Here is a 24,115-nt window from a genome sequence, read left to right as displayed (position 1 = left end):
GCGGTCGAACTCGGAAAGTCACTGCGGTGACTTGGTGACGCGCAGGTAGGGCTTCACCGCCGTCCAGCCTTGCGGGAAGAGCTTCTTGGCCTCTTCGTCGGACACCGAGCCCGCGATGATCACGTCGTCGCCCGGCTTCCAGTTGGCCGGCGTCGCCACGCGGTACTTGGCGGTCATCTGCATCGAGTCGAGCACGCGCAGGATCTCGTCGAAGTTGCGCCCCGTCGTCATGGGGTACGTGAGCATCAGCTTGATCTTCTTGTCGGGGCCGACGATGAAGACCGAGCGCACCGTCTGGTTCGTTGCCGCCGTGCGGCCATCGGTCGTGACGTCCTCCGCGGGCAGCATGTTGTACAGCTTGGAGACCTTGAGGTCGCCGTCCGCGATGATGGGGTAGTTCACTTTCGCGCCCTGCGTCTCCTCGATGTCGCCCAGCCACTTGCTGTGGCTCTCCACCGGGTCGACGGAGAGGCCGATCAATTTGGCGCCGCGTTTCTTGAACTCGGGCTCGATACGGGCCATGTAGCCCAGCTCGGTGGTGCACACCGGCGTGAAGTCCTTCGGGTGCGAGAACAGGATGGCCCAGCTGTCGCCGATCCACTCGTGGAAGTTGATGGGGCCGTGCGTGGTCTGCGCGGTGAAGTCGGGGGCGGTGTCGTTGATTCGCAGTGACATGGGAACGGGTCCTCCGTGGGTTCTGGTGAACGAACAATCATGCTCGCCCCACGATCCCCAGTCAACGCGTGCGGAATTCGCTGGGCGGCTGGCCCATGGCCGACTTGAACATCGCCGTGAACGCACTGTCGCTGGAATAAGCACATGCCGCCGCGACCTGGCTCACCGGCATGCCGCGTGCCAGCAAGGGCAGGGCGTGCGCCAGCACCGCCTGCTGTCGCCACTGCGGGTACGTCATGCCGAGCTCGTCGCGGAACAGCCGCGCGAGCGTGCGTTCGCTGGCGCCCGCGTGCGAGGCCCACTCGGCCAGCGTCGCGCGCTCGCCCGGCGAGCGCAGCACGCCCTCGCACACGGTGCGCAGCCGCTTGTCGCCACCCTGTGCATCGGGCAGCGGCACGCCCAGGGCCTGCGTGCTCGCCGCTTTCAGCTCATCGAGCACGAGCGCAGTGAGCATCGCTTCGCGCGGCGAGCCGGGCATCGCGTCGTCCAGCGAATGGACGAGCTCGCGCAGCAGCGGCGAGACCCGGATCACGCGGGCGCTGGCCCAGCCCTCGGGCGTGACCGACGCATCCATGTAGAGCGTGCGGAACTCCGCATCCTCGAGCACGTGCACGGAATGCAGCGCCCCGGGCGCGATCCACACCGCGCGCGACGGCGGCACGATGTACGTGGAGCGCTCGTCGCTCACCTGCACGACGCCGCTGGCGCAATAGGCCAGCTGAGCCCAGGCGTGCTGGTGCGGCTCGAAGTGCGTGTCGGCCGGCATGGCGCGCGAGCGCACGCGCACCGGCCGGGCGGTGTCCGGGCGGTAGGGGTCCACATCGCCGAGCGGCAAGGGCTTGAGCGGGGCAGGGCGGCGCATTTGGCGGATTCTCGCAGATAAGTGTCTTTTCATCGCATTCCCGCAAAGCGCTCGGCCCCCTAGCATGCGGGGGATGAGCAGCACGACCGCCGCCACGATGCCCGTGGCCCCCTTGCGCCAGGACGCCGGCCTGATCGGCCTCATCGGACTGGCCCACCTCGTCAGCCACTTCTGCCAGCTGTTGCTGGCGCCGCTCTTCCCGTGGCTGAAGGATGCGCTCAACGCCAGCTACACCGAGCTGGGTTTCCTGATGACGGTGTTCTTCGTCGTCTCGTGCTGCGTGCAGACGGCGTCCGGCTTCCTCGTGGACAAGTACGGCCCGCGGCCCGTGCTGTTCGGCGGGCTCGCGCTGCTCGCGACCGCTGCGTTCGGCTACGCGACCAGCAACAGCTACTACGCGTTCCTGTTCTTCGCCGTCGTGGCGGGCCTGGGCAACGGCGTGTTCCACCCGGTCGACTACACGCTGATCAACCGCAAGGTGAGCGCGAAGCGGCTCGGGCATGCGTACAGCTTCCACGGCATCACCGGCAGCCTGGGCTGGGCGCTCGCGCCTGCCCTCGTGGTGCCGGTGGCGATCGCGTACGGCTGGCGCGCGGCGCTGGCTGCAGCGGGCGGTTTCGCGGTCGTCGTGCTCGCGGTGATGCTGCTCAACGCGAAGTCGCTCGCGCTGCCGGGCCATGCCACCGCGCAGAAGGCCGCCAGCGGCCCGCAGGAGCACACGCTGGCCTTCCTGCGCATCCCGGCGGTGTGGATGTGCTTCGCGTTCTTCTTCTTCTACGCCGTCGTGCTGAGTGTGATCCAGGCTTTCGCGCCGGAGGCCGCGCGGCAGCTGCACCAGGTGCCGGTGGCGATGGCCGCGGCGTGCCTGTCGGTGTACATGGTCTGCAGCGCGGGTGGCGCGGTCGCAGGTGGCTTCCTCGCGTCGGACCCGGCACGCTGCGAGCGAGTGGTGGGCGCGGGCTTCGGGCTCGCGGCACTGTTCGCGCTGGCCGTCGGCTTCGCGCCGGTGCCGGGCTGGCTCGTGCCGGTGATGTTCGGCTTCATGGGTTTTGCGAGCGGCATCGCGGGGCCGTCGCGCGACCTGCTGGTCAAGAAATCCACCCCGGAGAACGCGAGCGGCCGTGTCTATGGCGTCGTGTATTCGGGGCTGGACATCGGGCAGGCCGTGGCGCCGCTGGTGTTCGGCCAGCTGATGGACCACCACAACTACCAGGGCGTGTGGCTGGGCCTCGTGATCTTCCAGGGCGTGCTGATCGCCAGCGCGTTCAACGTGCGCAAGGTCAGGCGGACGGCGCTCGCGGCGGCCTGAGCTTGTCGATGAGCGCGGGCATCGCCGCGAACACCGCCAGCATCACGAGGTAGACGCTGCCTGACACGGGGTCGCGCGTGGCGATGTAGTTCGCCACGGGCTGCCCCCGCGCCGCGATCACCGCCACCTCCGCGCCGACGAGCACCAGCAGCGCGATCACCCCGCATGCAACGCGCGGCGCGCCAGCGCCCAGCGCGAAGCGCGCCACGACGAACTGCGCGGCCAGCAGGATCACCACGAACATCAGCGGCAACTCCAGCAGCTCGGCCACGCGCGTGCCCAGCACCGGCACGAAGAAGGGGATGCGCAGCACGCCGAACGCAAAGCCCGCCGCGAACACGATCGCAAAATACGCGAGGCCGGCCTTGAGCGCGCGCGCCGCCATGGGGCTACCCGATGGTGAGCTGCCAGGTGTCCAGCCCGTCGGCGGTGGCGACGGGCACGAACCCCAGCCGCATGACGAGCTTGGCGGATGCCGTGTTCGGCGTCTCGATCACGGCCTTGAGCTCGCGCAGGCGCAGCGTGTCCCGCGCGAACGCGACCAGCGCCTCCACCGCCTCGGCCATGTAGCCGTGGCCCCAGTATTCGCGCGCGAGCAGGTAGCCCACGTCGCCGCTGGCGCGGTCCTCGTCGAAGTTGAAGAGCAGGGCGCTGCCGATCACCACGCGGTCGGCCGTGCGCTCCAGCACGAACTGCAGCGCCTCGCTGCGCTCGCGGCGGCCCTCCATGCGGGCGTACCAGGCCACCGCGTCGTCGGGTCCGGCCCAGGTCTCGTAGGGCAGGTAGCGGGTGACTTCGGGGTCGCCGTTGGCCCGCAGCAGGGCGGGCAGGTCGTCGCCGCGCACGAGGCGCAGGAGGAGCCGGGGCGTGACGATGCGGGGGTCTCCGGGAAGCTGCATCCCCGCATTGTTATCCTTCCGGCCATGTACGCCTCTTATTTCGGGCTGAAAAAGGAGCCGTTCTCCATCGCGCCGGACCCGCGCCTGCTGTTCATGAGCGAGCGGCACCGCGAGGCGCTGGCGCACCTGCTCTATGGGCTGGGCGGCGGAGGCGGCTTCGTGCTGCTGACCGGCGAGATCGGCACCGGCAAGACGACGGTGTGCCGCTGCTTCATCGACCAGGTGCCCGAGAACTGCAACCTCGCGTACATCTTCAACCCCAAGCTCACGGTGAGCGAGCTGCTGGAGACGGTGTGCCACGAGTTCGGCATCGCCGTGCCGCGCGGCGGCACCGTGAAGGACTACCTCGACCCGCTCAACGCGTTCCTGCTGCAGGCGCACGCGGCGGGCCGCAACAACGTGCTGGTGATCGACGAGGCGCAGAACCTCTCGGCCGACGTGCTGGAGCAGTTGCGCCTGCTGACCAACCTGGAGACCAGCGAGCGCAAGCTGCTGCAGATCATCCTGGTGGGCCAGCCCGAGCTGCGCACGATGCTCGCGCGGCCGGAGCTGGAGCAGCTCGCGCAGCGCGTGATCGCGCGCTATCACCTGCAGGCGCTGAGCGAGGCGGAGACCGTGCAGTACATCCGCCATCGCATGGAGGTGTGCGGGCTGCAGCGGCCGCTGCCGTTCGACCGGGGGGCGCTGGCGCGCATCCATCGCTTGACGGGTGGTGTGCCGCGCAAGATCAACCTGCTGTGCGACCGCGCGCTGCTGGGCGCCTACGCGAGTGGCGTGGCCACGGTGGACCGGCCGATCGTGGACAAGGCGGCGAGCGAAGTGTTCGAGGAAGTGCCCGCGCCCAAGCGCAGCATGGCGAAGCTCGTCGCCGCGATTGCGGTGCTGTCGGTCGGCGGGGCCGGCTTGCTGGCGGCCGTCAAGCGGGTGCAGGAGCACGATGCGCCGGCGTTGAAGCCCTCCGCGGTGCTGACGCCGCGGCCGGCGAGCGGCGCTTCGACGGGAGCACCGGGTGCTGCCGGCGCCCCCCTTGCGAGCCCCGCTGCGCTTGCGTCCGCCACCCCGCTGCGCCCTGCGTCGAGCGCGGCCGTGCCTAAGCTGCTGCGCGACGAGAACGCCGCGTGGCGCGAGCTTGCGCAGGCGTGGAAGCTGGACCCCGGTGGCTCGGGCGACCCCTGCGATGCGCTGCAGAAGCAGCAGGTGCAGTGCTTCACGCGCGCGCTCAGCCTGCCGGTCATCCGGCAATTGGGGCGCCCCGGTATCGTGATGCTCGATGTCGCGACCGGCCAGCCTTCGTACGCCGTGCTGACAGGGCTGACCGACACGAGCGCGACGCTGCGCGCCGCCGGCAGCGAGCAGACCGTGACGCTTGCTGCGTTGGCGGACCGCTGGCAAGGCGACTTCGGCACGCTCTGGCGCGCACCAGAAGGTTATGGCGGCGGTGTGGTCGAGGATGGCGCGAAGGGCGCCGTGGTCGACTGGGTCGCCGAGCAACTGGCGAAGGCCAAGAGCCGGCCGGCACCGAAGAAGCCCGCAGCGTTGACGCCGGCGCTGAAAGCCGACGTGCGCGCGTTCCAGGTCGCGCAGGGGCTGCCTGCCGACGGCAAACCCGGGCCGCTGACCATCATGCAACTCAATCGCGCAGCCGGGGTCGACGAACCGCGGCTGCGCACGGAACCCTGAACGTCCATGTCCTACATCCTCGATGCATTGCGCCGGGCCGACGCCGAACGCGAGCGCGATCCGGCGCGCGGCATCCATGCGCAGCCGGTGCGGCCGTTGCCTGCGGACGAGAAGCCGGTCTGGCAGCGGCCTGCGGTGATCGCGGCAGCTGTTGCGCTGGTGGCGATTGCGGTGGGTGCTGCGTTGTGGCGGCCTGCTGCTGCGCCGAGCCCGCTTGCTGCTGCACCTGCGCCCGCCGCTGTCCCGATGGCTCCGCCGCCAACGCTTCCGGCGCCCGCCGCCGTGGGCGGCCCTGCGGCGACTGCGCCTGCGCCCGCGCCTGCGCCCGTCGTTGCGCCCGCGCCTGCGCCTGTCGCTGCGCCCGCGCCTGCAACGGTTCTTCAACCGCCGCCGCCGCCGATGCCTGCCGCGCCTCCTGCAGCCGTCGCCAAGGCGCCGGCCGCGGCCGCCGTTGCCAAGGCAGCGCCTGCTTCCGCCGTCGCGAAAGCCGCCCCGGCAGCGTCTGCAACGGTCGCACCGGCATCCGCCGCGAGCGAACGCATCCTGTCGATGGCGGAAGCGCCGCCTGAGGTGCAACGGCTCGCGATCAGCGGCGGCGTGTACTCGGACAATCCTGCGCAGCGGATGCTGATCGTCAGCGGTCTCGTGGTTGGCGAAGGTGCGGAGATCGCGCCCGGGGTCGTGCTGGAACAGATCCGGCCGAAGTCCGCTGTCGTACGCGTTCGCGGCATGCGGGTGGCCGTACCGTTCTGATGCCGGCATGAAAGCGCTGCTGCTCGCCATCGCCATGCTGCTGCCCGGCGTGACACACGCCGATGAAGCAACGTGGAACCTGCTCAAGCGCGGAGGACAGGTCGTACTCGTGCGTCACGCAAGCACAACGCCCGGCGTCGGCGACCCCGAAGGGATGAAGCTGGACGACTGCTCGACGCAACGCAACCTGTCCGACGAAGGCCGCGCCGAAGCGAAACGACTGGGCGACGCATTGCGAGCGCACAACATCGTCGTCGGCGAAGTGTTGTCCAGCCCGTGGTGCCGGTGCAGGGAAACGGCACGCATTGCAGTCGGCCGCGAAGGCCGCACCGAAGCCGCGCTCGGCAACCTGTTCGGCCGCCGCGAGCAGGAGGCAAAGCAGGTCGCGCAACTCAAGCCACTCGTGGCACGCGTGCCCGCACAAGGCAACACCATCATGTTCACGCACGGCTCCACCGTGTATGCGCTCACGGGCGTGCAGCCGGCGCAAGGCGAGATGGTGGTGCTGACGCCGCAGGCCGGCGGCGGCTTCAAGCTCGCGGGTCGAATCACCGTCGGGAACTGACCCGGGTCATTCGAGCAGCGCCCACCAGGTCAGGCCACCTGCAAGCAAGGCCAGCACCGGGACGACCGCGAGCCATCGCCGCGCGCGGCGACTCGCCGGCAGCGCGCCTGCGACGATGACACCGAGCGTCGTGAGCGCGGTCGGGTCCGGCATGGTGCCGAACAGATGCACGCGCGCCGGCGTGACGAGCGCGGTCGCGACGGGTACCACCATCAGGCCAAAGTAGACGAGAACAGTCGCAAGGCTCGAGCGCATCACCATCCCTTCCTCGGCCGGCCGCGGCCCGAAGATCGCCACGTAAAGCAACGCAATGCCCTGCATCGCAAACGCGGCCGCCAGCCACGGGCCGCCGAGAAAGATGGGCGAATAGCGCTGCCACAGGAAAGCCCACGCGACCCACAGCCACGCAACCGCCAGCAACAGCGCCAGCACGCGCGGCGCCTGCCTGCGATGCGTAAGCAGCATCACCGAGACAGCGCCCAGCACCGCGATCGCATGCGCGGGCCAGGTCTCGGCGTTGTAGTTCTCCACCGTGCGCCAGTACGTCCTGGGCGAGAACATCAGGAAACTGTGCAGCCGGTAGGTCCACCACTCCGTCATTCGAAAGCCTCCGCCCTCACGGGCTGCGGCATTCGGCTTGGGGCGGTCCGGCGCCTCATAACGTTGCAAGGTGCGCCGCCATGCGCTTGCGCATCGCCTCGTCAGGCATGCGCCCATTCAGCGCGCCCATGTTCTCGCGCAGGTGCGCAGGCTGGCTCGTGGCCGGGATCGCGCAGGTCACGGCCGGGTGCGAGATGCAGTACTTCAGCGCGAACTGCGCCCAGTTGGCGCAATCGATGTCGCGCGCCCACGCCGGCAGCGGGTGGCGCTGCAGCTTGCGCAGCAGCGCGCCTTCATCGAAGGGGCGGTTGACGATCACCGCAATGCCGCGCTCGCGCGCGAGCGGCAGCAGGCGCTCCTCGGCGGAGCGGTCGACGAGGTTGTAAGTGAGTTGCACGAAGTCGAGCGGGTGCGCGCGCATGATGCGCTCCACCTCGCCATGCCGCCGGCCTTCGGACGTGGTGATGCCCACATAGCGCAGCTCCTTGCGCGCCTTCATCGCGAAGAGCAGCGGCAGCTGCTTTTCCCACGCGACGAGGTTGTGCACCTGCAGCAGGTCGAAGCGCGGCAGCATCCACTCGGCGCGCGTCTGCGCGAGCTGCGCCATGCCGTCGCCGGAAGTCCACACCTTCTCGGCGGAGAACACACGCTGCTGCGCACCGAGCGCGGCAAGCCCCTCGCCGATCACGCCTTGCGAAGACCCGTACATGGGCGACGAGTCGATCATGCGCCCACCGGCCGCGAAGAACTCGCGCATCACCTGCACGCATTCGGCGCGCGCCTTCGCATCGCGCCCGACGTTGAACGTGATCCAGCTGCCCAGCCCGATGGCGGGGAGTTGCTCACCCGTCGAAGGGATCGCGCGCATGAGCGGCTGCGCGCGCGCCGTCGTCGAAGCCGCGGCGGCAGCCAGCACGAAAAAAGCACGGCGTCGCATCGCGCCAGCGTAGCACCGCGCTGTTGTGCCGTGTTACGCAACTTGCGCGTGCGGATGAACTTGTATGCGCCTGCCTGCGTAGCATCGGCAGCTCCCAACGCAACCCCTCAGAGGACCGATTCAATGGCACTGCAATCCCCCTTCTTCAACAACAAGCGCGAGTCCGAGGCCACGCAGCTGCGCAACGCGCTGTCGCCGAACGCGCAGGCGGTGCAGCAGCCGCAACAGGCCCCCGCGCAGCAGCAGCCCGCACCGCAACCCGCGGCGGCTTCGTCCCCCGCGCCCGTGGCGGAAGGCGAGAGCAAGCTCACGATCGGCCCCAACATCAAGCTCAAGGGCGAGATCAAGGACTGCGACACGCTGGTCGTGGAGGGCTCGGTGGAAGCGACGATGGACTCGCGCGTGATCCAGATCTCCGAGCGCGGTGCCTTCAAGGGCTCGGCCGAGATCGACATCGCTGAAATCCGCGGCCAGTTCGACGGCGACCTCACCGTGCGCAAGAAACTCGTGATCTACAGCACGGGCAAGGTCAGGGGGCGCGTGCGCTACGGCGAGATGGAGGTGGAGAAGGGCGGCCAGCTTTCCGGCGAGATCGAGTCCGGCACGCAGGGCGGCCGCCAGCAGCCGCTGCTGGCGATGCGCAATACCTCGGTGGGTTAAACAGCAGTCTTGTGGCGCTCGATGCAGGTATCGAGCGTCTCGCCCGCTTCGCGCTGCCACCAGTTGCCGGTGGAGAAGATCTCGACTTCGCTGTAGCCCTCGAAGCCCTGCGCCTCGACCCAGCCGCGGATCCTGCGGATGTCGATGACGCCGTCGCCCATCATGCCGCGGTCGTTGAGCAGGTCGGTGGTGGGCGTGAGCCAGTCGCACACGTGGAAGGCGAGCAGGCGAAGCTTGCCGGCACGCGCGATCTGCTGCTCGAGCCGTGGGTCCCACCACACGTGGTAGACATCGACGGCGACACCGATCGTGCCGGTGCGCCCCGGGTCGAGACGCTCGCAGATGTCGAGTGCCTGCTCCATCGTGTTCACGCACGCGCGGTCGGCCGCGTACATCGGGTGCAGCGGCTCGATCGCCAGCGGCATGCGGGCGGCGCGCGCGTACTCCAGCGTCCGCTCGATGCCCTCGTCCACCTGCGCGCGTGCAAGGGCGATGTTCTTGTGCGCCGCCTTGCCTTGCAGCGCGCCGGGCAGGCCGCCGACCACCAGCACGAGGCACTTCGCGCCGAGCTCGAAGGCTTCATCGACCGCGCGGCGGTTGTCCTCGTGCGCGGCTTTCAAACCGGCCTCGTCCGTGGCGGTGAACATGCCGCCGCGGCAGTAGCCGGAGAGTTCGAGGCCGTGTGCCTTCACCAGCTTCGAAACCTTGGACAGGCCCACGGCTGCCACCTGGTCGCGCCACGGCGAGATCGCGCGGATGCCGCGCTTCACGCAGGCTTCGATGATGTCCGGCAGCGGCACCTCCACGCCGCGGCTCTTGCGCACGGTGGCGGTGTTGATGGAGAGCCAGCGGTGGTCTTGCGAGAAGTCGCGCATGTGTTCAGTTGGGTGGGGTCCGCTCGCGGCGCCACTGGCGCACGATGGCGGCATTGTCGAGGTCGCCGTCGCCCGACTCTACCGCGCGGCGCATCAGCGAGGCATGGGTTTCGGACAGCGGCAGCGGCTGGCCCGCGGCGCGCGCGCTCGCGAGCATCAGGTCCACGTCCTTCAGGTGCTGGCGGATGCGCGACTGCGGCGCGAAATCGCCGGAGACCATCATCGGGCCCTTCACCTCCGCTGCTGCGGAGCGGGCCGGCGTCGCGAGCACCAGTTCCAGGAACATCGCCGGCGAAATGCCCAGCGTCTCCGCGTAGGCGAAGCCTTCGGCCAGCACCGCGCGGTTCAGGCCGAGCACGAGGTTGGTCGCGAGCTTCGCCTTGGCCGCCATGCCGGCGGGGCCCACGTGGATGCGGCGGCGCGAGAGCGCGTCGAAGAGGGCCGTGCGCTCGCGGATGTCGATGGCCGCCCCGCCCAGCAACTGCGTGGCCTCGCCCGCTTCGATCTGCGTGCTGGCGCCGGACAGGGGCGCTTCGATGAAACGGATGTCCCGCTCGCGCAATTGCGACGCAAGCGCAACGAGTTGTTCGGGGTCGCCGGTGGAGCAATCGACCAGGCATTGCACGGCACTACCGGGCGCGAGCAAGCCGCCCGGGTCGGCAACGATGCCCTGCACGTCGCGCGTTTCGAAGACGGCGAGCACCACGGTTTCGCATTGCGCGCCGACTTCGCGCACGGTCGCGCAGGCGGTGCCGCCGCGGGCCGCGAACGCGTCGCGCGCTTCCGCGCGCAGGTCGAAGCCGCGCACGGCAAAGCCTGCCTGCAGCAGGCGCTTGCCCAGCGCCTGGCCGACGAGGCCCAGGCCGACGAGGCCGATGGGATGGGAGTCGTTCATGGTGTCAGGCCGGCAGCGAGCCGCCGCCGCAGATCTGGATGTCCTGCCCGGTGATGGCGGCGGCCGCGGGCGAAAGCAGGAAGGCCACGAGCGCGGCCACTTCTTCCGGCTCGATGAAGCGGCCGATCGGCGGCAGGCGCGGCGACGACTTGCCGCGCGAAGGGTCGGTCATCATGCCGGTGCGCGTGGCGCCGGGAGAGACGACGTTGACCGTCACGCCGCGCGTCACGACCTCGGCGGCCCAGCTGCGCGCCAGCGAGATCATGGCCGCCTTGGTCGCCGCGTACTGGCTACGCCCGGCTATGCCGCGCGCGACACGGCTTGCCACCAGCACCATGCGCCCGCGTCCGGCTTCGGCCATCAAGGGCAGCAGACGGTTCGCAAGCCGCGTGGCCGCCTGCACGTGCAGCCGCCACATCGCTTCGCCGTCGGCCGCCGTGAGTTCGCCCAGGGGTGCGGCGCGCAGGATGCCCGCGGCGTGCACGACGGCCTGCGGCACGCCTTCGACCTTCAGTTCATCGACGACGCGGGCGTCGCAGAGGTCGGCCTCGACCGCGCGAAAGCGCTCGTGCCGCAGCGTCGCGGGTGCGATGTCCACGCCCGTGACGCGCCAGCCCGCTTCGAGCAGCGCGGACGCCACCGCCTGCCCGATGCCCGAGCTCGTGCCCGTCACCAGTGCAAGCGGCGCGACCTCATTCGACACGGATGTTGCCCTCGGTGATGATCTTCTGCGAACGCGCCATGTCGGCCGCCTGGAATTTCGCGAAATCATCCACCGAGCCGGGCGCGAACGCCAGCCCCTGCGCGCTGAACTTGTCGCGGATCTCCGCCGCGATGGCCTTGTTCACTTCGGCGTTGAGTTTCTGCACGATGTCGGCGGGCGTCTTCGCCGGCGCCCACAGGCCGTACCAGCTGTAGAACTCGTAGCCCGGCAGCGTCTCGCCCACCGTCGCTACTTCGGGCAGGTTGGGCGCGCGCTTGTCGGAGGTGACGGCGACGACGCGCAGCATGCCGCTCTTGTGGTACTGCAGCGAGCCGAGGATGGGGTCGATGAAGCCGGCGATCTGGCCGCCGATCAGGTCCTGGAACGCGGGCGCCGTGCCCTTGTACGGCACGACGAGGTAGTCGATCCCGGCGAACTTCTTCAGCAGCTCGGTGGCGAGGTGGCCGGCCGAACCGATGGAGCCGACGGCGAACGTCACCTTGCCGGGGTTCGCCTTTGCATACGCCACGAGCGACTTGATGTCGGTGACGGGCAGGTTCTTGTTGATCGCCACCGAGAGCGGCGCCTTGGCGACCAGCGCCACCGGCGCGAAGTCGCGCGTCACGGCGTAGGGCACCGACTTCATCGTCATCGGCGCGGTCACGAACGTGGACGCGTTGAACAGCAGCGTGTAGCCGTCGGCCTGTGCCTTGGCGACCGCGTCGGCGCCGATGGTGCCGTTGCCGCCCGGCTTGTTCTCCACCACGAAGGGCTGGCCCAGCTGGTCCGCGAGCTTCTGCGCGACGCTGCGGCCCAGCGTGTCGAGCGTGCCGCCCGGCGGGAAGGGGATGATCACCTTCACGGGGCGCGCAGGGTAAGCCTGCGCATGCGCGGCGAGGGCGGCGGCGGCGAGTGCCGCGGCGAGAACAAGCTGCTTGAACATCGTCACTCCACGCCGTGAAGGGCCAGAAGGGTCTGCATGCGGCGCACGGCCAGCTCGGGCTTCTCGAGCAGGTTGGCGGCGTCGGCCAGGCGGAACAGCTCGGCGAAGTGGGCGAGGCTGCGCGTGCTCTGCTGGCCGCCCACCATCGTGAAGTGCGACTGGTGGCCATTGAGCCAGGCCATGAACACCACGCCCGTCTTGTAGAAGCGAGTGGGCGCCGCGAAGATGTGGCGCGACAGCGGCACCGTGGGGCCGAGGATCGCGTGGAAGCGGTCGAGGTTGCCGCGGGCGAGTTCGCCGAGTGCGGCGCTCGCAGCGGGCGCGATGGCGTCGAAGATGCCCAGCAGCGCGTCGCTCTTGCCGTGCGTGGGCTCGGTGCCGAAGCCGTCGCCGGCGATCAGCTCGGCGTAGTTGAAGTCGTCGCCGGTGTACATGCGCACGCCGGCGGGCAGGCGGCGGCGCATCGCAATCTCCTTGTCCTTGTCGAGCAGGGAGATCTTGATGCCGTCGACCTTGTTCGCGTGCGCGGCAATGATGCCCAGCGCGGTGTCCATGGCGGCGTCCACGTCCTTCGAACCCCAGTAGCCGGCGAGGGCGGGGTCGAACATGTCGCCGAGCCAGTGCAGCACCACCGGCTGCTTCGCCTGCGACAGGATGCGGCCGTAGACCTTCTCGTAGTCGGCGGGCGATTTCGCGACGCGGGCCAGTGCGCGGCTGGCCATCACGATCAGCTTGCCGCCGAGTTTCTCGATGGCGGCCATCTGCTCTTCGTAGGCGCGGACCACGTCGTCCACGCTCTTGGCGTCTTCGGGCGCGAGGTGGTCGGTGCCGCAGCCGCTGGCCACGATCGCGCCGGGCACATCGCGCGCCGCATCGAGCGAGCGGCGGATCAGCTCGAGCGAGGTCGGCCAGTCCAGGCCCATGCCGCGCTGCGCGGTGTCCATCGCTTCGGCAACGCCGAGGCCCATCGACCAGAGGCGCCGGCGGTACGCGATGGTCGCGTCCCAGTCGACGGCGCATTGCAGCCATGGGTCGATCGCGGCGCGCGGGTCGGCGACGACGTGTGCAGCGGAGTACGCGATCCGGTTGAAGGTGATGCCCTTCGCAGGCTGCACCGGTTGCGTGCCGCGCAGTGCGTACTGCTCGATCGCGCCACCGGCGGTGGGGAGCTTCAGCGTCAGCGCCATGGTCAGATCTCCAGCTTCGGCACGTCCACCCAGCGCCGCTCTTTCCAGCTTTGCAGCGCGGCTTCCACCAGCTGCACGCCCTTGGCGCCCTCGGGCAGCGTCCACTTGTAAGGCTCGTTCTCGACCACGTGGCGGATGAAGTGTTCCCACTGGATCTTGAAGCCGTTGTCGTAGAACTGCGTGTCGGGCACTTCCTGCCACTGGTCGAAGAAGTTCATCGGCTGCTTCACTTCCGGGTTCCAGACCGGGCGCGGCGTCGCCACGCGGCTCTGGGCGCGGCACTCGGTGAGTGTGGCCACCGCGGAGCCGTGCGTGCCGTCGACATGGAACGTGACGAGGTCGTCGCGCCGCACGCGCGTGGCCCACGACATGGTGAGCTGCGCGACGATGGGTTCGCCGTCGAAGCCGACGAGTTCTGCGGTTGCATACGCGGCGTCATCGGCCGTCGCCTTGTAGGGCTTGCCCGCTTCGTCCCAGCGCTGCGGGATGTGAGTGGCGCCGAGGCAGGTGATCGATTTCACTTCGCCGAACAGGTTGTCCAGCACGTAGCGCCAGTGGCACATCATGTCCAGGATCATGCCGCCGCCTTCCTCCGCGCGGTAGTTCCAGCTGGGGCGCTGGATTGGCTGCAGGTCGCCCTCGAACACCCAGTAGCCGAACTCCAGGCGCAGCGACAGCATGCGGCCGAAGAAGCCGGCGCGGCGCAGCATGTCCAGCTTGCGCAGGCCGGGCAGGAACAGCTTGTCCTGCACGGCGCCGTGCTTGACGCCGGACTTCTGCGCGAGCCGCGCGATCTCCACCGCTTCGTTCAGGTTGGTCGCGATCGGCTTCTCGCAGTACACGTGCTTGCCGGCGCGGATCGCCTTCGCGAGCAACGTGGGGCGCATCTGCGTCGTGCCCGCGTCGAAGAAGATCGTGTCCTGCTGGTTGTCCAGCGCCTTGTCGAGGTCGGTGCCGCAGCGCTCGATGCCGTGCTCTTTGGCAAGAGCCGCGATCTTGTCGGCGTTGCGGCCGATGAGGATCGGGTCCGGCATCACCTTGTCGCCGTTGGAGAGCGTGACGCCGCCTTGCTTGCGGATGGCGACGATGGAGCGGATGAGGTGCTGGTTCATGCCCATGCGCCCCGTGACGCCGTGCATGATGATCCCGAGACGTTGCGTAGCCATTACTTGTGCACCTCCAGGCCGGCGGCCTTCACGAGCGGTCCGTTGCTCTTGATCTCATCACGGATGTACGCGTCGAACTGCTCGGGCTTCAGCGTCCAGGCATCGGCGCCGAGCGCCGCGAAACGCTCCTTCACTTCCGGCGTGTTCAGCGCCTTCACCACTTCCTCGTTCAGGCGGTTCACGACCTCCTTCGGCGTCTTCGCCGGGGCCATCATGCCGATCCAGAAGTTGAACTCGGAGCCGGGCACGCCCGCCTCGGCGGTCGTCGGCACTTGCGGCAGCGCAGCGGCACGGCGCGGCGAGCCGACGGCCAGCGGCAGCAGCTGCCCGTTCTTGATCTGCCCGACGACGGGCGCGATGGGCGAGAAGTAGTAGTCGACGCGGCCGGCGACCACTTCGGTCACCGCTTCGGCGGAGCCCTTGAACGGGATGTTCTGCGCGTCGATCTTCGCGGCGAGCTTGAACTTCTCGGCATTGAGGTGCGTGGCGCTGCCCTGGCCGGCCGACGCGAAGTTCAGCTTGCCGGGGTTGGCCTTGCCGTAGGCCAGCAGATCCTGCAGCGTCTTGATGTTCTTCGTGGGCGAGATCACCAGCACGTTTGGCGTGGACGAGATCGGCGTGATGCCGACGAAGTCCTTCTCGGTGTCGAACGGCAGCTTGGCGAACGTGTGCGGGCTGACCGTGTGCGACGAGCTGTGGACCATGATCGTGTAGCCGTCCGGCGCCGCGGTGGCGACGGCCTGCTGGCCGATGGTGCCGCTGGCACCGGCGCGGTTTTCCACGACGAGCTGCTGGCCCAGGCTCTGCGACATCTTGTCCGTGATGGCGCGCGCGATGATGTCCGTGGTGCTGCCGGCCGCGAAGGGCACGATCACCTTGATCGGCTTGTTGGGGTAGCCGGCCTGCGCGAGAACGGCGAGCGGGGCGAGGAGGGCGGCGGCGACGAGGGTGCGGCGAAACAGCTGGGGCATCGGTCTTGTCTCCAGGGTTAATTAACTGGTTGGTGAATTATGGGGAAAAATCCGGGCAGGTCAAGCACACCCGTCGCTCAGGGGGCGAGCAGGTAGCCGAGGATCACGTCGGTCATGTGCGACAGCCGTTCGCTGCGGGCCTTGGGCGCCAGCAGGTCGCGGCCGAAGATGGCCGACAGGGTGTGGTTGTTCGAGAGGTAGAAGTACGACAGGCCCGCGATGGACACGTACAGCTGCACGGGGTCCACGCCGCCGCGGAACACCCCTTCCTTGCGGCCGCGCTCCAGCACGTGCGCCAGCGTTTCGATCAGCGGCGAGTTCAGCTCGCGCGCCCGCTTGCTGCCTTGCAGGTGGCGGGCGCGGTGCAGGTTGGCGCTGTTGAGCAGCGTGAGGAACTCGGGGTGCTCGAGGTAGTAGTTCCAGGTGAACTCGACGAGGCGCTTCACCGCGTCGGCGGGCGGCAGGTCCTCGAGGTGCAGCTCGCGCTCGCGGTCGCGGATGTCGCGGTAGGTCTGCTCCAGGACCGCCTGGAACAGCTTCTCCTTGTCGTCGAAGTAGTAGTAGAGGAGCCGCTTGTTCAGGCCCGCGCGTTCGGCGATGCGGTCCACCCGGGCGCCGCCCAGCCCGTGCTCCGCGAATTCGTCGCGGGCCGCTGCTAGGATGGCAGCCTGCGAACGGTCGGCGTCGCGCTGTCGTTCTTCCATGGCCCGGATAATTCACCGAGCAGTTAATTAAGTCAAGCACCCCATGGACTCGTTGCCTTCCACACCTTCCCAGATCGCAGGTCACCTCATCGTCGAATGCCTCGTGGCGCAGGGCGTCACGCACGCGTTCGGCGTGCCCGGCGAGAGTTTTCTCGCGGTGCTCGACGGCTTCCATGCGTACCGCGACAAGATCCGGTTCGTGATCAACCGGCAGGAGGGCGGCGCGGCCTTCATGGCCGAGGCGGTGGGCAAGATGACCAACCGGCCGGGCATCTGCTTCGTCACGCGCGGGCCGGGTGCCACGAACGCCTCGATCGGCGTGCACACGGCTTTCCAGGATTCGACGCCGATGGTGCTGTTCGTCGGCGACGTGGCGAGCGACCAGCGGGACCGCGAGGCGTTCCAGGAGGTGGACTACGCCGTGTTCTTCGGGCCGAGTACCAAGGGCATGGCCAAGCGCGTCGAGCGCATCGACGACCCGAACCGCATCCCCGAATACGTCTCGCGTGCGTTCGCGACCGCGATGAACGGGCGCCCGGGCCCGGTGGTGCTCGTGCTGCCCGAGGACATGCTCACGCAGGAGACTTCCGCGCGACCGTTGCCGCGCGTGGAGGCGGTGGAAGCATGGAGCGACCCCGGCGCGCTGCGCCAGCTGCGCGAGATGCTGCTCGCCGCGAAGAAGCCCTTCGTGATTGCCGGCGGCGGCGGCTGGACGCCGCAGTCGGCGCAGGCGCTGCAGCGCTTCGCCGAGAACTGGAAGCTGCCGGTGGGCAATGCGTTCCGCTTCCAGGACACCTTCGACAACCACCATCCGCAGTACGCGGGTGACGTGGGCATCGGCCCCAACCCGAAGCTCGCGGCGCGCATCAAGGAAGCGGACCTCATCCTCGCCATCGGCCCGCGCCTGGGCGAGATGACCACGAGCGGCTACACGCTGCTCAAGCCGCCGAAATCGCAGCAAAAGCTCATCCACATCCATGCGAGCGCGGAAGAACTGAACCGCGTCTACCTCGCGGACCTCGCGATCAACGCGACGATGAATGCCGCTGCGCGTTCGCTCGAAGTGCTGACGGCGCCGCCCGAGGTGCCATGGGCGGAATGGACAGCGGCTGCCAACGCCGACTACATCGCCAACCTCGAGCCGCAGAAGCTGCCGGGCGACATCGACATGCCGGCGATCGTCGAGACGATCTCGCGGCTGCTGCCGCAGGACGCGGTGCTCACCAACGGCGCGGGCAACTTCGCGTCGTGGATCCATCGCTTCCACCGCCACCACGGCCTCGCCAAGGGCCACAAGACGCAACTCGCGCCCACGAGCGGCGCGATGGGCTACGGCGTGCCGGCGGCGATCGGCGCGAACATCGCGTCGGGCCGCACGGCATTCACCATCGCGGGCGACGGCGACTTCCTGATGACGGGGCAGGAGCTTGCGACCGCGTCACAGCACGGCGGCAAGAGCATCGTGCTGCTGCTGAACAACGGCATGTACGGCACGATCCGCATGCACCAGGAGCGCGAGTACCCCGAGCGCGTGCACGGCACCGAGCTGGCCAACCCCGACTTCGTCGCGCTGGCGCGTGCGTACGGCTATGCGGGTGTGCGCATCACGAAGACGGAGCAGTTCGAGGCCGAGTTCAAGGCCGCGCTGGAGCGCAAGAACGGCACGGTGATCGAGGTCATGCTCGACCCCGAGGTGCTCACGACGCGCGGCACGCTCTCCGGCATTCGCCAGAACGCGCTGAAGGCTACAAAGTCAGCCTGAAGCCGTCGACCAGCGCGCCGGGCGCCGTCACGCCGCGCAGCTGGCGCGAGCCCCAGGTGCGCGGGTCGGGCGACAGCTCGGCCTGGTCGGTGAGCGCGATCAGGCCTTCGCCGAACATCCGCAGCAGCGAGTCGTCGAAGCGCATGACGTTGATGGGCGCCACGAGTTCGCCCTTCTCGACCCAGAAGCACGCGAAGCGCGTCATGCCGGTGATGCGGCAGGAGGCGCGATCGCTGTAGTTGAGGTAGTGCACGTTGCTCACGTAGACGCCCGTGTCGAGAGCTTTCAACGCGTCGGCGATGGGCAGCTTGCCGGGCGCGACGTCGAGCGACTCGGGCGCTTCCATCGCGTTCGCGCCGTTGGCGGCGACGCCGTATTCGCGCGAGCTGCGCGCGCTCACGAGCGTGCCGGCCGCGCGGCCCTCGGCCACGAGCGGCACCGAAGCGGGCTTCACGAAGCCGTCCATCTGGAAGCGCGGTGCGACGCCGTCCGCCACCGCTTCGGTCAGCGTGAGCTGCGGGCTGAAGAGCGCTTCGCCCTTGTGCAGCTTCTGCAGCGTGCTCACGCCGGTGCGCAGCGCGCGCTGCGAGAAGCCGCCCCAGCCGAGGATGCCCAGCAGGTCGGCGGTGGCGCCGGGCGTGAAGAACGCGCGGTATTCGCCGGGCGGCAGCGTCTTGCGCGGCCGCTCGAGCAGCACGAGCCGCTCGCGCGCCTGCTCGACGCGCGAGGCGAAGGCGGGCTCTTCCCATACGGTGCCGGCATAGGGCGTCTTCACCGCCTGGTCTTCGCGCAGGTACAGCGACCAGTCGAAGTGGAAGCTCTCCACGCGGTGCCAGTTGCGCTGGCCGCGGCTGTCGGCGTAGGCGCGGGTGACCGGGCCGCCCGCATAGAGGCCCACGAGGTCTGCGGCGCCTGCATGGCGAGCGACCGCGTCGACGACTTCGCGCTGCGAGGGCAGGGTGCCGCTGGCGGTGTGGTGCGTGGACTCCACCTTGTCCGGCAGCAGCAGGTGCGGGTCCTCCGGCACGAAGGGCAGGTCGCGGGCAAGCACGGTGCACTCTTCGCGCAGGCGCCGGGCGTCGTCTTCGAAGTGACCGGAGAGCGAGACGGTGCTCGTCGCACGCCGCGTGCCGGCGACAACGCCCAATGTCGCGTAGTGCTGGTCCACGTGCATGGCCTGCCGCACCTGCGCATGGTTGAAGCGGATGAACTCCGTCGATTCGGCGGAATACGCCAGGCTCACGAGGTCGGTCCCCGCAGGCGGCTGGCACACAGCAGCGGCCAGCTTGTCGAAGTCTTCGGCCCTCATGCGCCACCCCCGAACACCGCCACGCGGTCGAACTTGCACGCAGGCGATGCATGCCCCACGCGGATCACCTGCGAAGGCTCGCCCTTGCCGCAGAACGGCGTGCCCATCACCTTGAACGTGCTCGCGTCGCCCACCATCGACAGCGAGCGCCAGAAGGACGACGAGATCCCGCGGTAGTTGGGCCGCTTCACGACCTCCGCGAGCTTGCCGCCGCGGATCATGCGGCCCCACTCGCAGCCGAACTGGAACTTGTTGCGCGAGTCGTCGATGCTCCAGGACGAGTTGGTCTTCATCATCACGCCGTGCCCGATGCTCGCGATCATGTCGTCGAGCTTCGAGGTGCCGGGCTCGATGTTGAGGTTGCTCATGCGGTCGATCGGCGGGCGGTTCCATCCCACCGCGCGCGACGTCGCAACGCCCTCGATGTCCGGCCGCAGCTTCCGTGCGCGCAACTGCGACAGCGTGCCGCCCAACGGCCGCACGAGGATGCCGTCCTTGATGAGGTGCCGCCGTTCGGCCGGCGTGCCGTCGTCGTCGTAGCCGAAGCTGGCGAACTGCGCATGCACGTCCGGTGCGTAGGTGACGTTCAGCAGCGGGCTGCCGTACTGGAACTTGCCGAACATGTCGAGCGTGACGAAGCTGGTGCCGGCGAAGTTGCGCTCGTCGCCGAGGATGCGGTCCAGCTCCAGCGGGTGGCCGATGCTTTCGTGGATCTGCAGCATCATCTGGTCGGGCATGAGCAGCAGGTCCATCTCGCCGGTGGGGCAGTTGGGGGCATGAACGAGCTCGATCGCCTCGCGTGCCACGCGCGGCCCATCCTCCAGGAAACCAGCAACTTCCAGCACCTCCAGCCCGCCCTGGCGGCAGAAGCCGTTGTACTGGCCGGCCGAGGAGCGCGTCTGCGTGTCGCCGTTGGCGCTGGCGACCACCTTCACGTTCGGGATGAGCTGGTCCCAGACCTGGTCGATGCAGCCGCCGGCGGACGTGACGATCTGCTGCTCGGTGTGGATCGACCACAGGGTGGCCGTGCGCTCGACGATGGAATCGCCGACCTTTGCGCTGGCGCAAACTTCGCGCAGGAGGGTGAAGCGCTCGGCCAGCGGCATCGTCTCCACCGGCTTCTCGTTGGGGGACGCCCACCGGGCGCGAGTAGCCACGGGTTCGGCCTCGCGGTAGTCAATGAGCGAGCGGCCGGCGGCGGCCTTCGCGACGGCGAGGGCGTGCGCGAAGGCAGCCCGCAACCCGCCCTCGGAAAGGTCGCTGGTGGCCGCGTAGCCCAGCGCACCACTCTTTACCACCGACACCATCGCGCCGCGGTCCTGGGCCCGCGCAGGGGCCTCGGCGACGTCCTGCCGCACGCACAGCTGCTCGGAGCGCTCTTCCAGCGCGCGCACGGACCACGAGTCGCACGCGGGCGCGGCCCTGCGGGCCAGTTCTTCGATCGATTCCACCACCACCTCCACCAAACGAAAAGGGCCGGTGTGACCCGGCCCTTCGAAGTGCTCTGCAGGAGAGCTTACTTCACGTGCTTGCCGATCAGGCCGGCCATCTCGAACATCGAGACCTGGGCCTTGCCGAACAGGCCGCGCAGCTTCTCGTCCGCATTGACCATGCGCTTGTTGACGTTGTCCTGCAGCTTGTTCTTCTTGATGTAGGCCCACAGCTTGCTGACGATTTCCGTGCGGGGCAGCGGGCTGCTGCCCACGACGGCGGCCAGCGCGGCATCGGGGGTCAGGGGCTTCATGAACGCCGCGTTCGGGGTGCGCTTCTTGGCCGGGGCCTTCTTCGCAGCCGCCTTCTTCGCCGGCGCCGCCTTCTTGGCGGGGGCCTTCTTCGCCGCGGCCTTCTTGGCCGGTGCGGCCTTCTTCGCCGGGGCCTTCTTCGCCGGGGCCTTCTTCGCCGCGGCCTTCTTGGCCGGGGCCTTCTTCGCGGGAGCTTTCTTCGCCGCTTTCTTCGCAGTTGCCATTTTCATTTCCTTCTAGAAGTTGATGTGACCACCAGCGGAACTGCACTCTCACTGGCACTGCGGATGCTAATGGGAAAAAAGCGCGTCTCCAAGGGAAAAACGCTCTTTTTCATTGGGAGCTGTCGCTTTTTCGATGCGCTTTCTCCTCTGGAGAGGTCACGTTCTTCGAGAGCAAACGCTCTCAACGTGGCGTGCGCACAGGGGAAATCGTCGCGAGCAGCACGCCCGCGAGGGCCAGCGCGAAGGCGATGAACTGCACGAGCGAGAGCGTTTCCCCGAGGGCAACGACGCCCACCACAGCAGCGGAAACGGGCAGCATCACGGTGAAAACACCGCCTTGCGAGGCGGGCACGGCCTTCAACCCGGTCATCCAGAGCCACACCGTCCACACGCTGGCGGCCAGCGAGTAGAAGGCCAGCAGCACCCACACGCCCGCGCCCACCGAGGAGAAATCGAAGCTGAGCGCCTGCCACAGCCCCAGCGGCGTGACCAGCAGGAAGCCCCAAACGTTGATGAGCGAAGTGATGCGCTTGGGGCCGAGCGCGCCGGTGAGCTTCTTGCCGATGACGGCGTAGCTCGCCTCGCAGACCACCGCGCCGAACACGAGCAGGTTGCCCAGCCACGGCATCGGCGTGGTGCTCGCCGCACTGCCCTCGTGCGGCTTGCCTGCCGCCAGCAGCCCGATGCCACCCGCCGCGCACGCGATGGCGGCCCACACGCGCGGCGCGATGTGCTCGCGAAGGAAGGCCCAGCTCAGGAGCGCCACGACGGCAGGGATCGCCGCCATGATGACGCCGGCCGACACGGCACTGGTCATGCTCACGCCGAACAGCATGCAGATCGAGAACAGGAAGTTGCCTAGGAAGGATTCGAGGAACAGCAGCTTCCTCGTGCGCGGCGTCATCGGCGGCTCGTTGGCCGGCTTGCGCAGCCAGTGCAGCATCGCCAGGCCGCCGAGGCCGAAGCGCAGCCACGCGAGCAGGAAGACGGGGATGGCCGCCGCGAGCGGCTTGGAGAGCGCGACGTAGCTGCCCACGAGGGACATGCTGAGCGCGAGGCATGCATAGGCGAGGGGGCGGCTCGGCGTGGTCATGGGTGCGGGCGGATCATGCCATTTCACAAAACGCGCAAATCGTTTCGCAATGCGGGATTCCAGCTTGGTGCATCGCCGCAATTTTTCTCAATCCGAGAAATTGTTTACCGCATGACGAAATGAGGCGCGTAAGTCGCTGTCGCACAACAGAAATATTTTTAGTCTTGTATAAGACACAAGAGGCCCACAAGGTCTTCTACAAGACTTAAAGTTCATTCATCGCGCAACCATCACTACCCGGAGAAAAGCAGATGACGAACTGGACCCACCTCACCCGCGAACAGCAGATCGCCCAGCTCGAGAAGGACTGGGCGGAGAACCCCCGCTGGAAGGGCATCAAGCGCGGCTACAGCGCCGCCGACGTGGTCAAGCTGCGCGGCTCGCTCGCCATCGAGCACACGCTGGCCAAGCGCGGCGCCGAGAAGCTGTGGAACCTGATCAACACCGAGCCCTTCGTCAACACGCTGGGTGCGCTCACGGGCAACCAGGCCATGCAGCAGGTCAAGGCCGGGCTCAAGGGCATCTACCTCTCCGGCTGGCAGGTGGCGGGCGACGCCAACAGCAACGGCGAGATGTACCCCGACCAGTCGCTCTACAGCGTGGACTCCGTGCCGAAGGTGGTGAAGAAGATCAACGCGACGTTCCAGCGCGCCGACCAGATCCAGTGGCAGGAGGGCAAGGGCCCCGGCGACGAGGGCTACGTGGACTACTTCGCGCCCATCGTGGCGGACGCGGAAGCCGGCTTCGGCGGCGTGCTCAACGCCTTCGAGCTGATGAAGGCCATGATCGAGGCGGGCGCCGCCGGCGTTCACTTCGAGGACCAGCTCGCTTCGGTCAAGAAGTGCGGCCACATGGGCGGCAAGGTGCTGGTGCCCACGCGTGAAGCGGTGGCCAAGCTCGTCGCCGCGCGCCTCGCGGCCGACGTGATGGGCACGCCCACGATCCTGCTGGCCCGCACCGACGCGGAAGCGGCCGACCTGGTGACCAGCGACGTCGACCCGATCGACCAGCCCTTCTGCACCGGCGAGCGCACGGTGGAAGGCTTCTACCGCACGAAGAAGGGCTTCGACCAGGCCGTGAGCCGCGGCCTCGCCTATGCCGAGTACGCCGACCTGATCTGGTGCGAGACGGGCACGCCGGACCTGAAGTTCGCCAAGGACTTCGCCGATGCCATCCATGCCAAATTCCCCGGCAAGCTGCTGGCCTACAACTGCTCGCCGTCGTTCAACTGGAAGAAGAACCTCGACGACGCCACCATCGCCAAGTTCCAGAAGGAGCTGGGCGCCATGGGCTACAAGTTCCAGTTCATCACGCTGGCGGGCTTCCACAGCCTGAACTACTCGATGTTCGACCTGGCGTACGGCTACGCGCGCAACAACATGAGCGCGTTCGTGGAACTCCAGCAAAAGGAGTTCGCGGCGGCCGACAAGGGCTTCACCGCGGTGAAGCACCAGCGCGAGGTGGGCACGGGGTACTTCGACGCGGTCACCACCACGATCGAGGCGCAGTCCTCCACGGCGGCACTGAAGGGCTCCACCGAGGACGAGCAGTTCTTCGACGACCACAAGAAGGCTGCGTGACGGCCGCGGCCTGAGGGCCGC

The 24,115-nt window shown here is 68.5% G+C and carries 25 protein-coding genes; 7 read left to right on the top strand and 18 right to left on the bottom strand.

The features are described from left to right. Positions 1-18: 18 nt before the first annotated feature. Together H8R02_RS16715 and H8R02_RS16710 are read right to left on the bottom strand one after the other, a co-directional pair. Complete coding sequence (locus tag H8R02_RS16715; protein WP_187082594.1) at positions 19-675, bottom strand: peroxiredoxin; 657 nt, start codon at positions 673-675, stop codon at positions 19-21. A gap of 61 nt (positions 676-736) precedes the next feature. Next, positions 737-1,537 carry an AraC family transcriptional regulator gene (locus H8R02_RS16710; RefSeq protein ID WP_187082593.1) on the bottom strand — a complete coding sequence of 267 codons (801 nt, stop codon included), beginning with the start codon at positions 1,535-1,537 and terminating at the stop codon, positions 737-739. Between the two features lie 73 nt (positions 1,538-1,610). On the opposite strand from H8R02_RS16710, the gene H8R02_RS16705 reads away from it, so the two are divergent. Beyond that, positions 1,611-2,846, top strand: coding sequence for an MFS transporter (locus H8R02_RS16705; protein WP_187082592.1), 1,236 nt, complete (start codon positions 1,611-1,613; stop codon positions 2,844-2,846). On the opposite strand, the gene H8R02_RS16700 is transcribed toward H8R02_RS16705, so the two are convergent. Both H8R02_RS16700 and H8R02_RS16695 read right to left on the bottom strand, forming a co-directional pair. Further along, positions 2,818-3,231 (bottom strand): hypothetical protein, encoded by a 414-nt coding sequence (locus tag H8R02_RS16700; protein ID WP_187082591.1) that lies wholly within the window; start codon positions 3,229-3,231, stop codon positions 2,818-2,820. The genes H8R02_RS16705 and H8R02_RS16700 overlap by 29 nt on opposite strands. 4 nt (positions 3,232-3,235) lie before the next feature. After that, positions 3,236-3,745, bottom strand: a complete 510-nt coding sequence (locus H8R02_RS16695; protein ID WP_187082590.1) for a GNAT family N-acetyltransferase — start codon at positions 3,743-3,745, stop codon at positions 3,236-3,238. 24 nt (positions 3,746-3,769) lie between these two features. Here H8R02_RS16695 and H8R02_RS16690 point away from each other — a divergent pair, with 24 nt between their 5' ends. Genes H8R02_RS16690 through H8R02_RS16680 form a run of 3 tightly spaced genes read left to right on the top strand, consistent with a single transcriptional unit; the run spans position 3,770 to position 6,743 of the window. Continuing rightward, on the top strand, positions 3,770-5,425 hold the full coding sequence (locus H8R02_RS16690) for an ExeA family protein (protein WP_187082589.1): 1,656 nt from the start codon (positions 3,770-3,772) through the stop codon (positions 5,423-5,425). Positions 5,426-5,431: 6 nt separating this feature from the next. Beyond that, positions 5,432-6,178: a general secretion pathway protein GspB gene (locus H8R02_RS16685; protein ID WP_187082588.1), complete on the top strand. Its 747-nt coding sequence runs from the start codon at positions 5,432-5,434 to the stop codon at positions 6,176-6,178. Positions 6,179-6,185: 7 nt separating this feature from the next. Further along, positions 6,186-6,743, top strand: a complete 558-nt coding sequence (locus H8R02_RS16680) for a histidine phosphatase family protein (RefSeq protein ID WP_187082587.1) — start codon at positions 6,186-6,188, stop codon at positions 6,741-6,743. A 6-nt stretch (positions 6,744-6,749) separates the two neighbouring features. On the opposite strand, the gene H8R02_RS16675 is transcribed toward H8R02_RS16680, so the two are convergent. After that, positions 6,750-7,343: a DUF6064 family protein gene (locus H8R02_RS16675; protein WP_187082586.1), complete on the bottom strand. Its 594-nt coding sequence runs from the start codon at positions 7,341-7,343 to the stop codon at positions 6,750-6,752. Positions 7,344-7,398: 55 nt separating this feature from the next. Further along, entirely contained in the window at positions 7,399-8,280 is an 882-nt protein-coding gene (locus H8R02_RS16670; RefSeq protein WP_187082585.1) for an aldo/keto reductase, read from the bottom strand. 123 nt (positions 8,281-8,403) lie between these two features. Here H8R02_RS16670 and H8R02_RS16665 point away from each other — a divergent pair, with 123 nt between their 5' ends. Next, entirely contained in the window at positions 8,404-8,940 is a 537-nt protein-coding gene (locus H8R02_RS16665; RefSeq protein ID WP_187082584.1) for a bactofilin family protein, read from the top strand. Here the strand turns inward: H8R02_RS16665 and H8R02_RS16660 are convergent. The 8 genes from H8R02_RS16660 to H8R02_RS16625 all read right to left on the bottom strand — a co-directional run bounded on the left by H8R02_RS16660 (position 8,937) and on the right by H8R02_RS16625 (position 16,384). After that, positions 8,937-9,815, bottom strand: coding sequence for a sugar phosphate isomerase/epimerase family protein (locus H8R02_RS16660; protein WP_187082583.1), 879 nt, complete (start codon positions 9,813-9,815; stop codon positions 8,937-8,939). The two genes, H8R02_RS16665 and H8R02_RS16660, sit on opposite strands and share 4 nt — an antisense overlap. Before the next feature lie 4 nt (positions 9,816-9,819). Next, positions 9,820-10,710 (bottom strand): NAD(P)-dependent oxidoreductase, encoded by an 891-nt coding sequence (locus tag H8R02_RS16655; protein WP_187082582.1) that lies wholly within the window; start codon positions 10,708-10,710, stop codon positions 9,820-9,822. Between the two features lie 4 nt (positions 10,711-10,714). Beyond that, a complete protein-coding gene (locus tag H8R02_RS16650) occupies positions 10,715-11,413 on the bottom strand; it encodes an SDR family NAD(P)-dependent oxidoreductase (RefSeq protein WP_187082581.1) in 699 nt (232 codons plus the stop codon). Continuing rightward, positions 11,403-12,356: a Bug family tripartite tricarboxylate transporter substrate binding protein gene (locus tag H8R02_RS16645; RefSeq protein ID WP_187082580.1), complete on the bottom strand. Its 954-nt coding sequence runs from the start codon at positions 12,354-12,356 to the stop codon at positions 11,403-11,405. The genes H8R02_RS16650 and H8R02_RS16645 overlap by 11 nt, the downstream gene beginning before the upstream one ends. Positions 12,357-12,358: 2 nt before the next feature. Further along, entirely contained in the window at positions 12,359-13,543 is a 1,185-nt protein-coding gene (locus H8R02_RS16640) for a dihydrodipicolinate synthase family protein (RefSeq protein WP_187082579.1), read from the bottom strand. Between the two features lie 2 nt (positions 13,544-13,545). After that, on the bottom strand, positions 13,546-14,709 hold the full coding sequence (locus H8R02_RS16635; protein WP_187082578.1) for a Gfo/Idh/MocA family protein: 1,164 nt from the start codon (positions 14,707-14,709) through the stop codon (positions 13,546-13,548). Further along, positions 14,709-15,680 (bottom strand): tripartite tricarboxylate transporter substrate binding protein, encoded by a 972-nt coding sequence (locus H8R02_RS16630; protein ID WP_187082577.1) that lies wholly within the window; start codon positions 15,678-15,680, stop codon positions 14,709-14,711. Before H8R02_RS16630 ends, H8R02_RS16635 begins: the two co-directional genes overlap by 1 nt. 77 nt (positions 15,681-15,757) lie before the next feature. Continuing rightward, positions 15,758-16,384, bottom strand: coding sequence for a TetR/AcrR family transcriptional regulator (locus tag H8R02_RS16625; protein WP_187082576.1), 627 nt, complete (start codon positions 16,382-16,384; stop codon positions 15,758-15,760). Between the two features lie 43 nt (positions 16,385-16,427). On the opposite strand from H8R02_RS16625, the gene H8R02_RS16620 reads away from it, so the two are divergent. Beyond that, positions 16,428-18,146, top strand: a complete 1,719-nt coding sequence (locus H8R02_RS16620) for a thiamine pyrophosphate-binding protein (protein WP_187082575.1) — start codon at positions 16,428-16,430, stop codon at positions 18,144-18,146. On the opposite strand, the gene H8R02_RS16615 is transcribed toward H8R02_RS16620, so the two are convergent. The 4 genes from H8R02_RS16615 to H8R02_RS16600 all read right to left on the bottom strand — a co-directional run bounded on the left by H8R02_RS16615 (position 18,130) and on the right by H8R02_RS16600 (position 22,514). After that, positions 18,130-19,455, bottom strand: coding sequence for a TldD/PmbA family protein (locus tag H8R02_RS16615; RefSeq protein WP_187082574.1), 1,326 nt, complete (start codon positions 19,453-19,455; stop codon positions 18,130-18,132). The genes H8R02_RS16620 and H8R02_RS16615 overlap by 17 nt on opposite strands. After that, on the bottom strand, positions 19,452-20,912 hold the full coding sequence (locus tag H8R02_RS16610; protein WP_435531277.1) for a TldD/PmbA family protein: 1,461 nt from the start codon (positions 20,910-20,912) through the stop codon (positions 19,452-19,454). The genes H8R02_RS16615 and H8R02_RS16610 overlap by 4 nt, the downstream gene beginning before the upstream one ends. A gap of 59 nt (positions 20,913-20,971) precedes the next feature. Beyond that, positions 20,972-21,421, bottom strand: coding sequence for an SWIB/MDM2 domain-containing protein (locus tag H8R02_RS16605; protein WP_187082572.1), 450 nt, complete (start codon positions 21,419-21,421; stop codon positions 20,972-20,974). A 181-nt stretch (positions 21,422-21,602) separates the two neighbouring features. Next, positions 21,603-22,514, bottom strand: coding sequence for a DMT family transporter (locus tag H8R02_RS16600; RefSeq protein ID WP_187082571.1), 912 nt, complete (start codon positions 22,512-22,514; stop codon positions 21,603-21,605). A 251-nt stretch (positions 22,515-22,765) separates the two neighbouring features. On the opposite strand from H8R02_RS16600, the gene aceA reads away from it, so the two are divergent. Further along, entirely contained in the window at positions 22,766-24,094 is a 1,329-nt protein-coding gene (gene aceA, locus H8R02_RS16595) for an isocitrate lyase (RefSeq protein WP_187082570.1), read from the top strand. Positions 24,095-24,115 lie beyond the last annotated feature (21 nt).

Origin of the sequence: Ramlibacter albus (assembly GCF_014297445.1) — a bacterium.
Taxonomy (GTDB): Bacteria; Pseudomonadota; Gammaproteobacteria; order Burkholderiales; family Burkholderiaceae_C; genus Ramlibacter; species Ramlibacter albus.
This window is presented reverse-complemented; position numbering and strand designations above follow the sequence as displayed.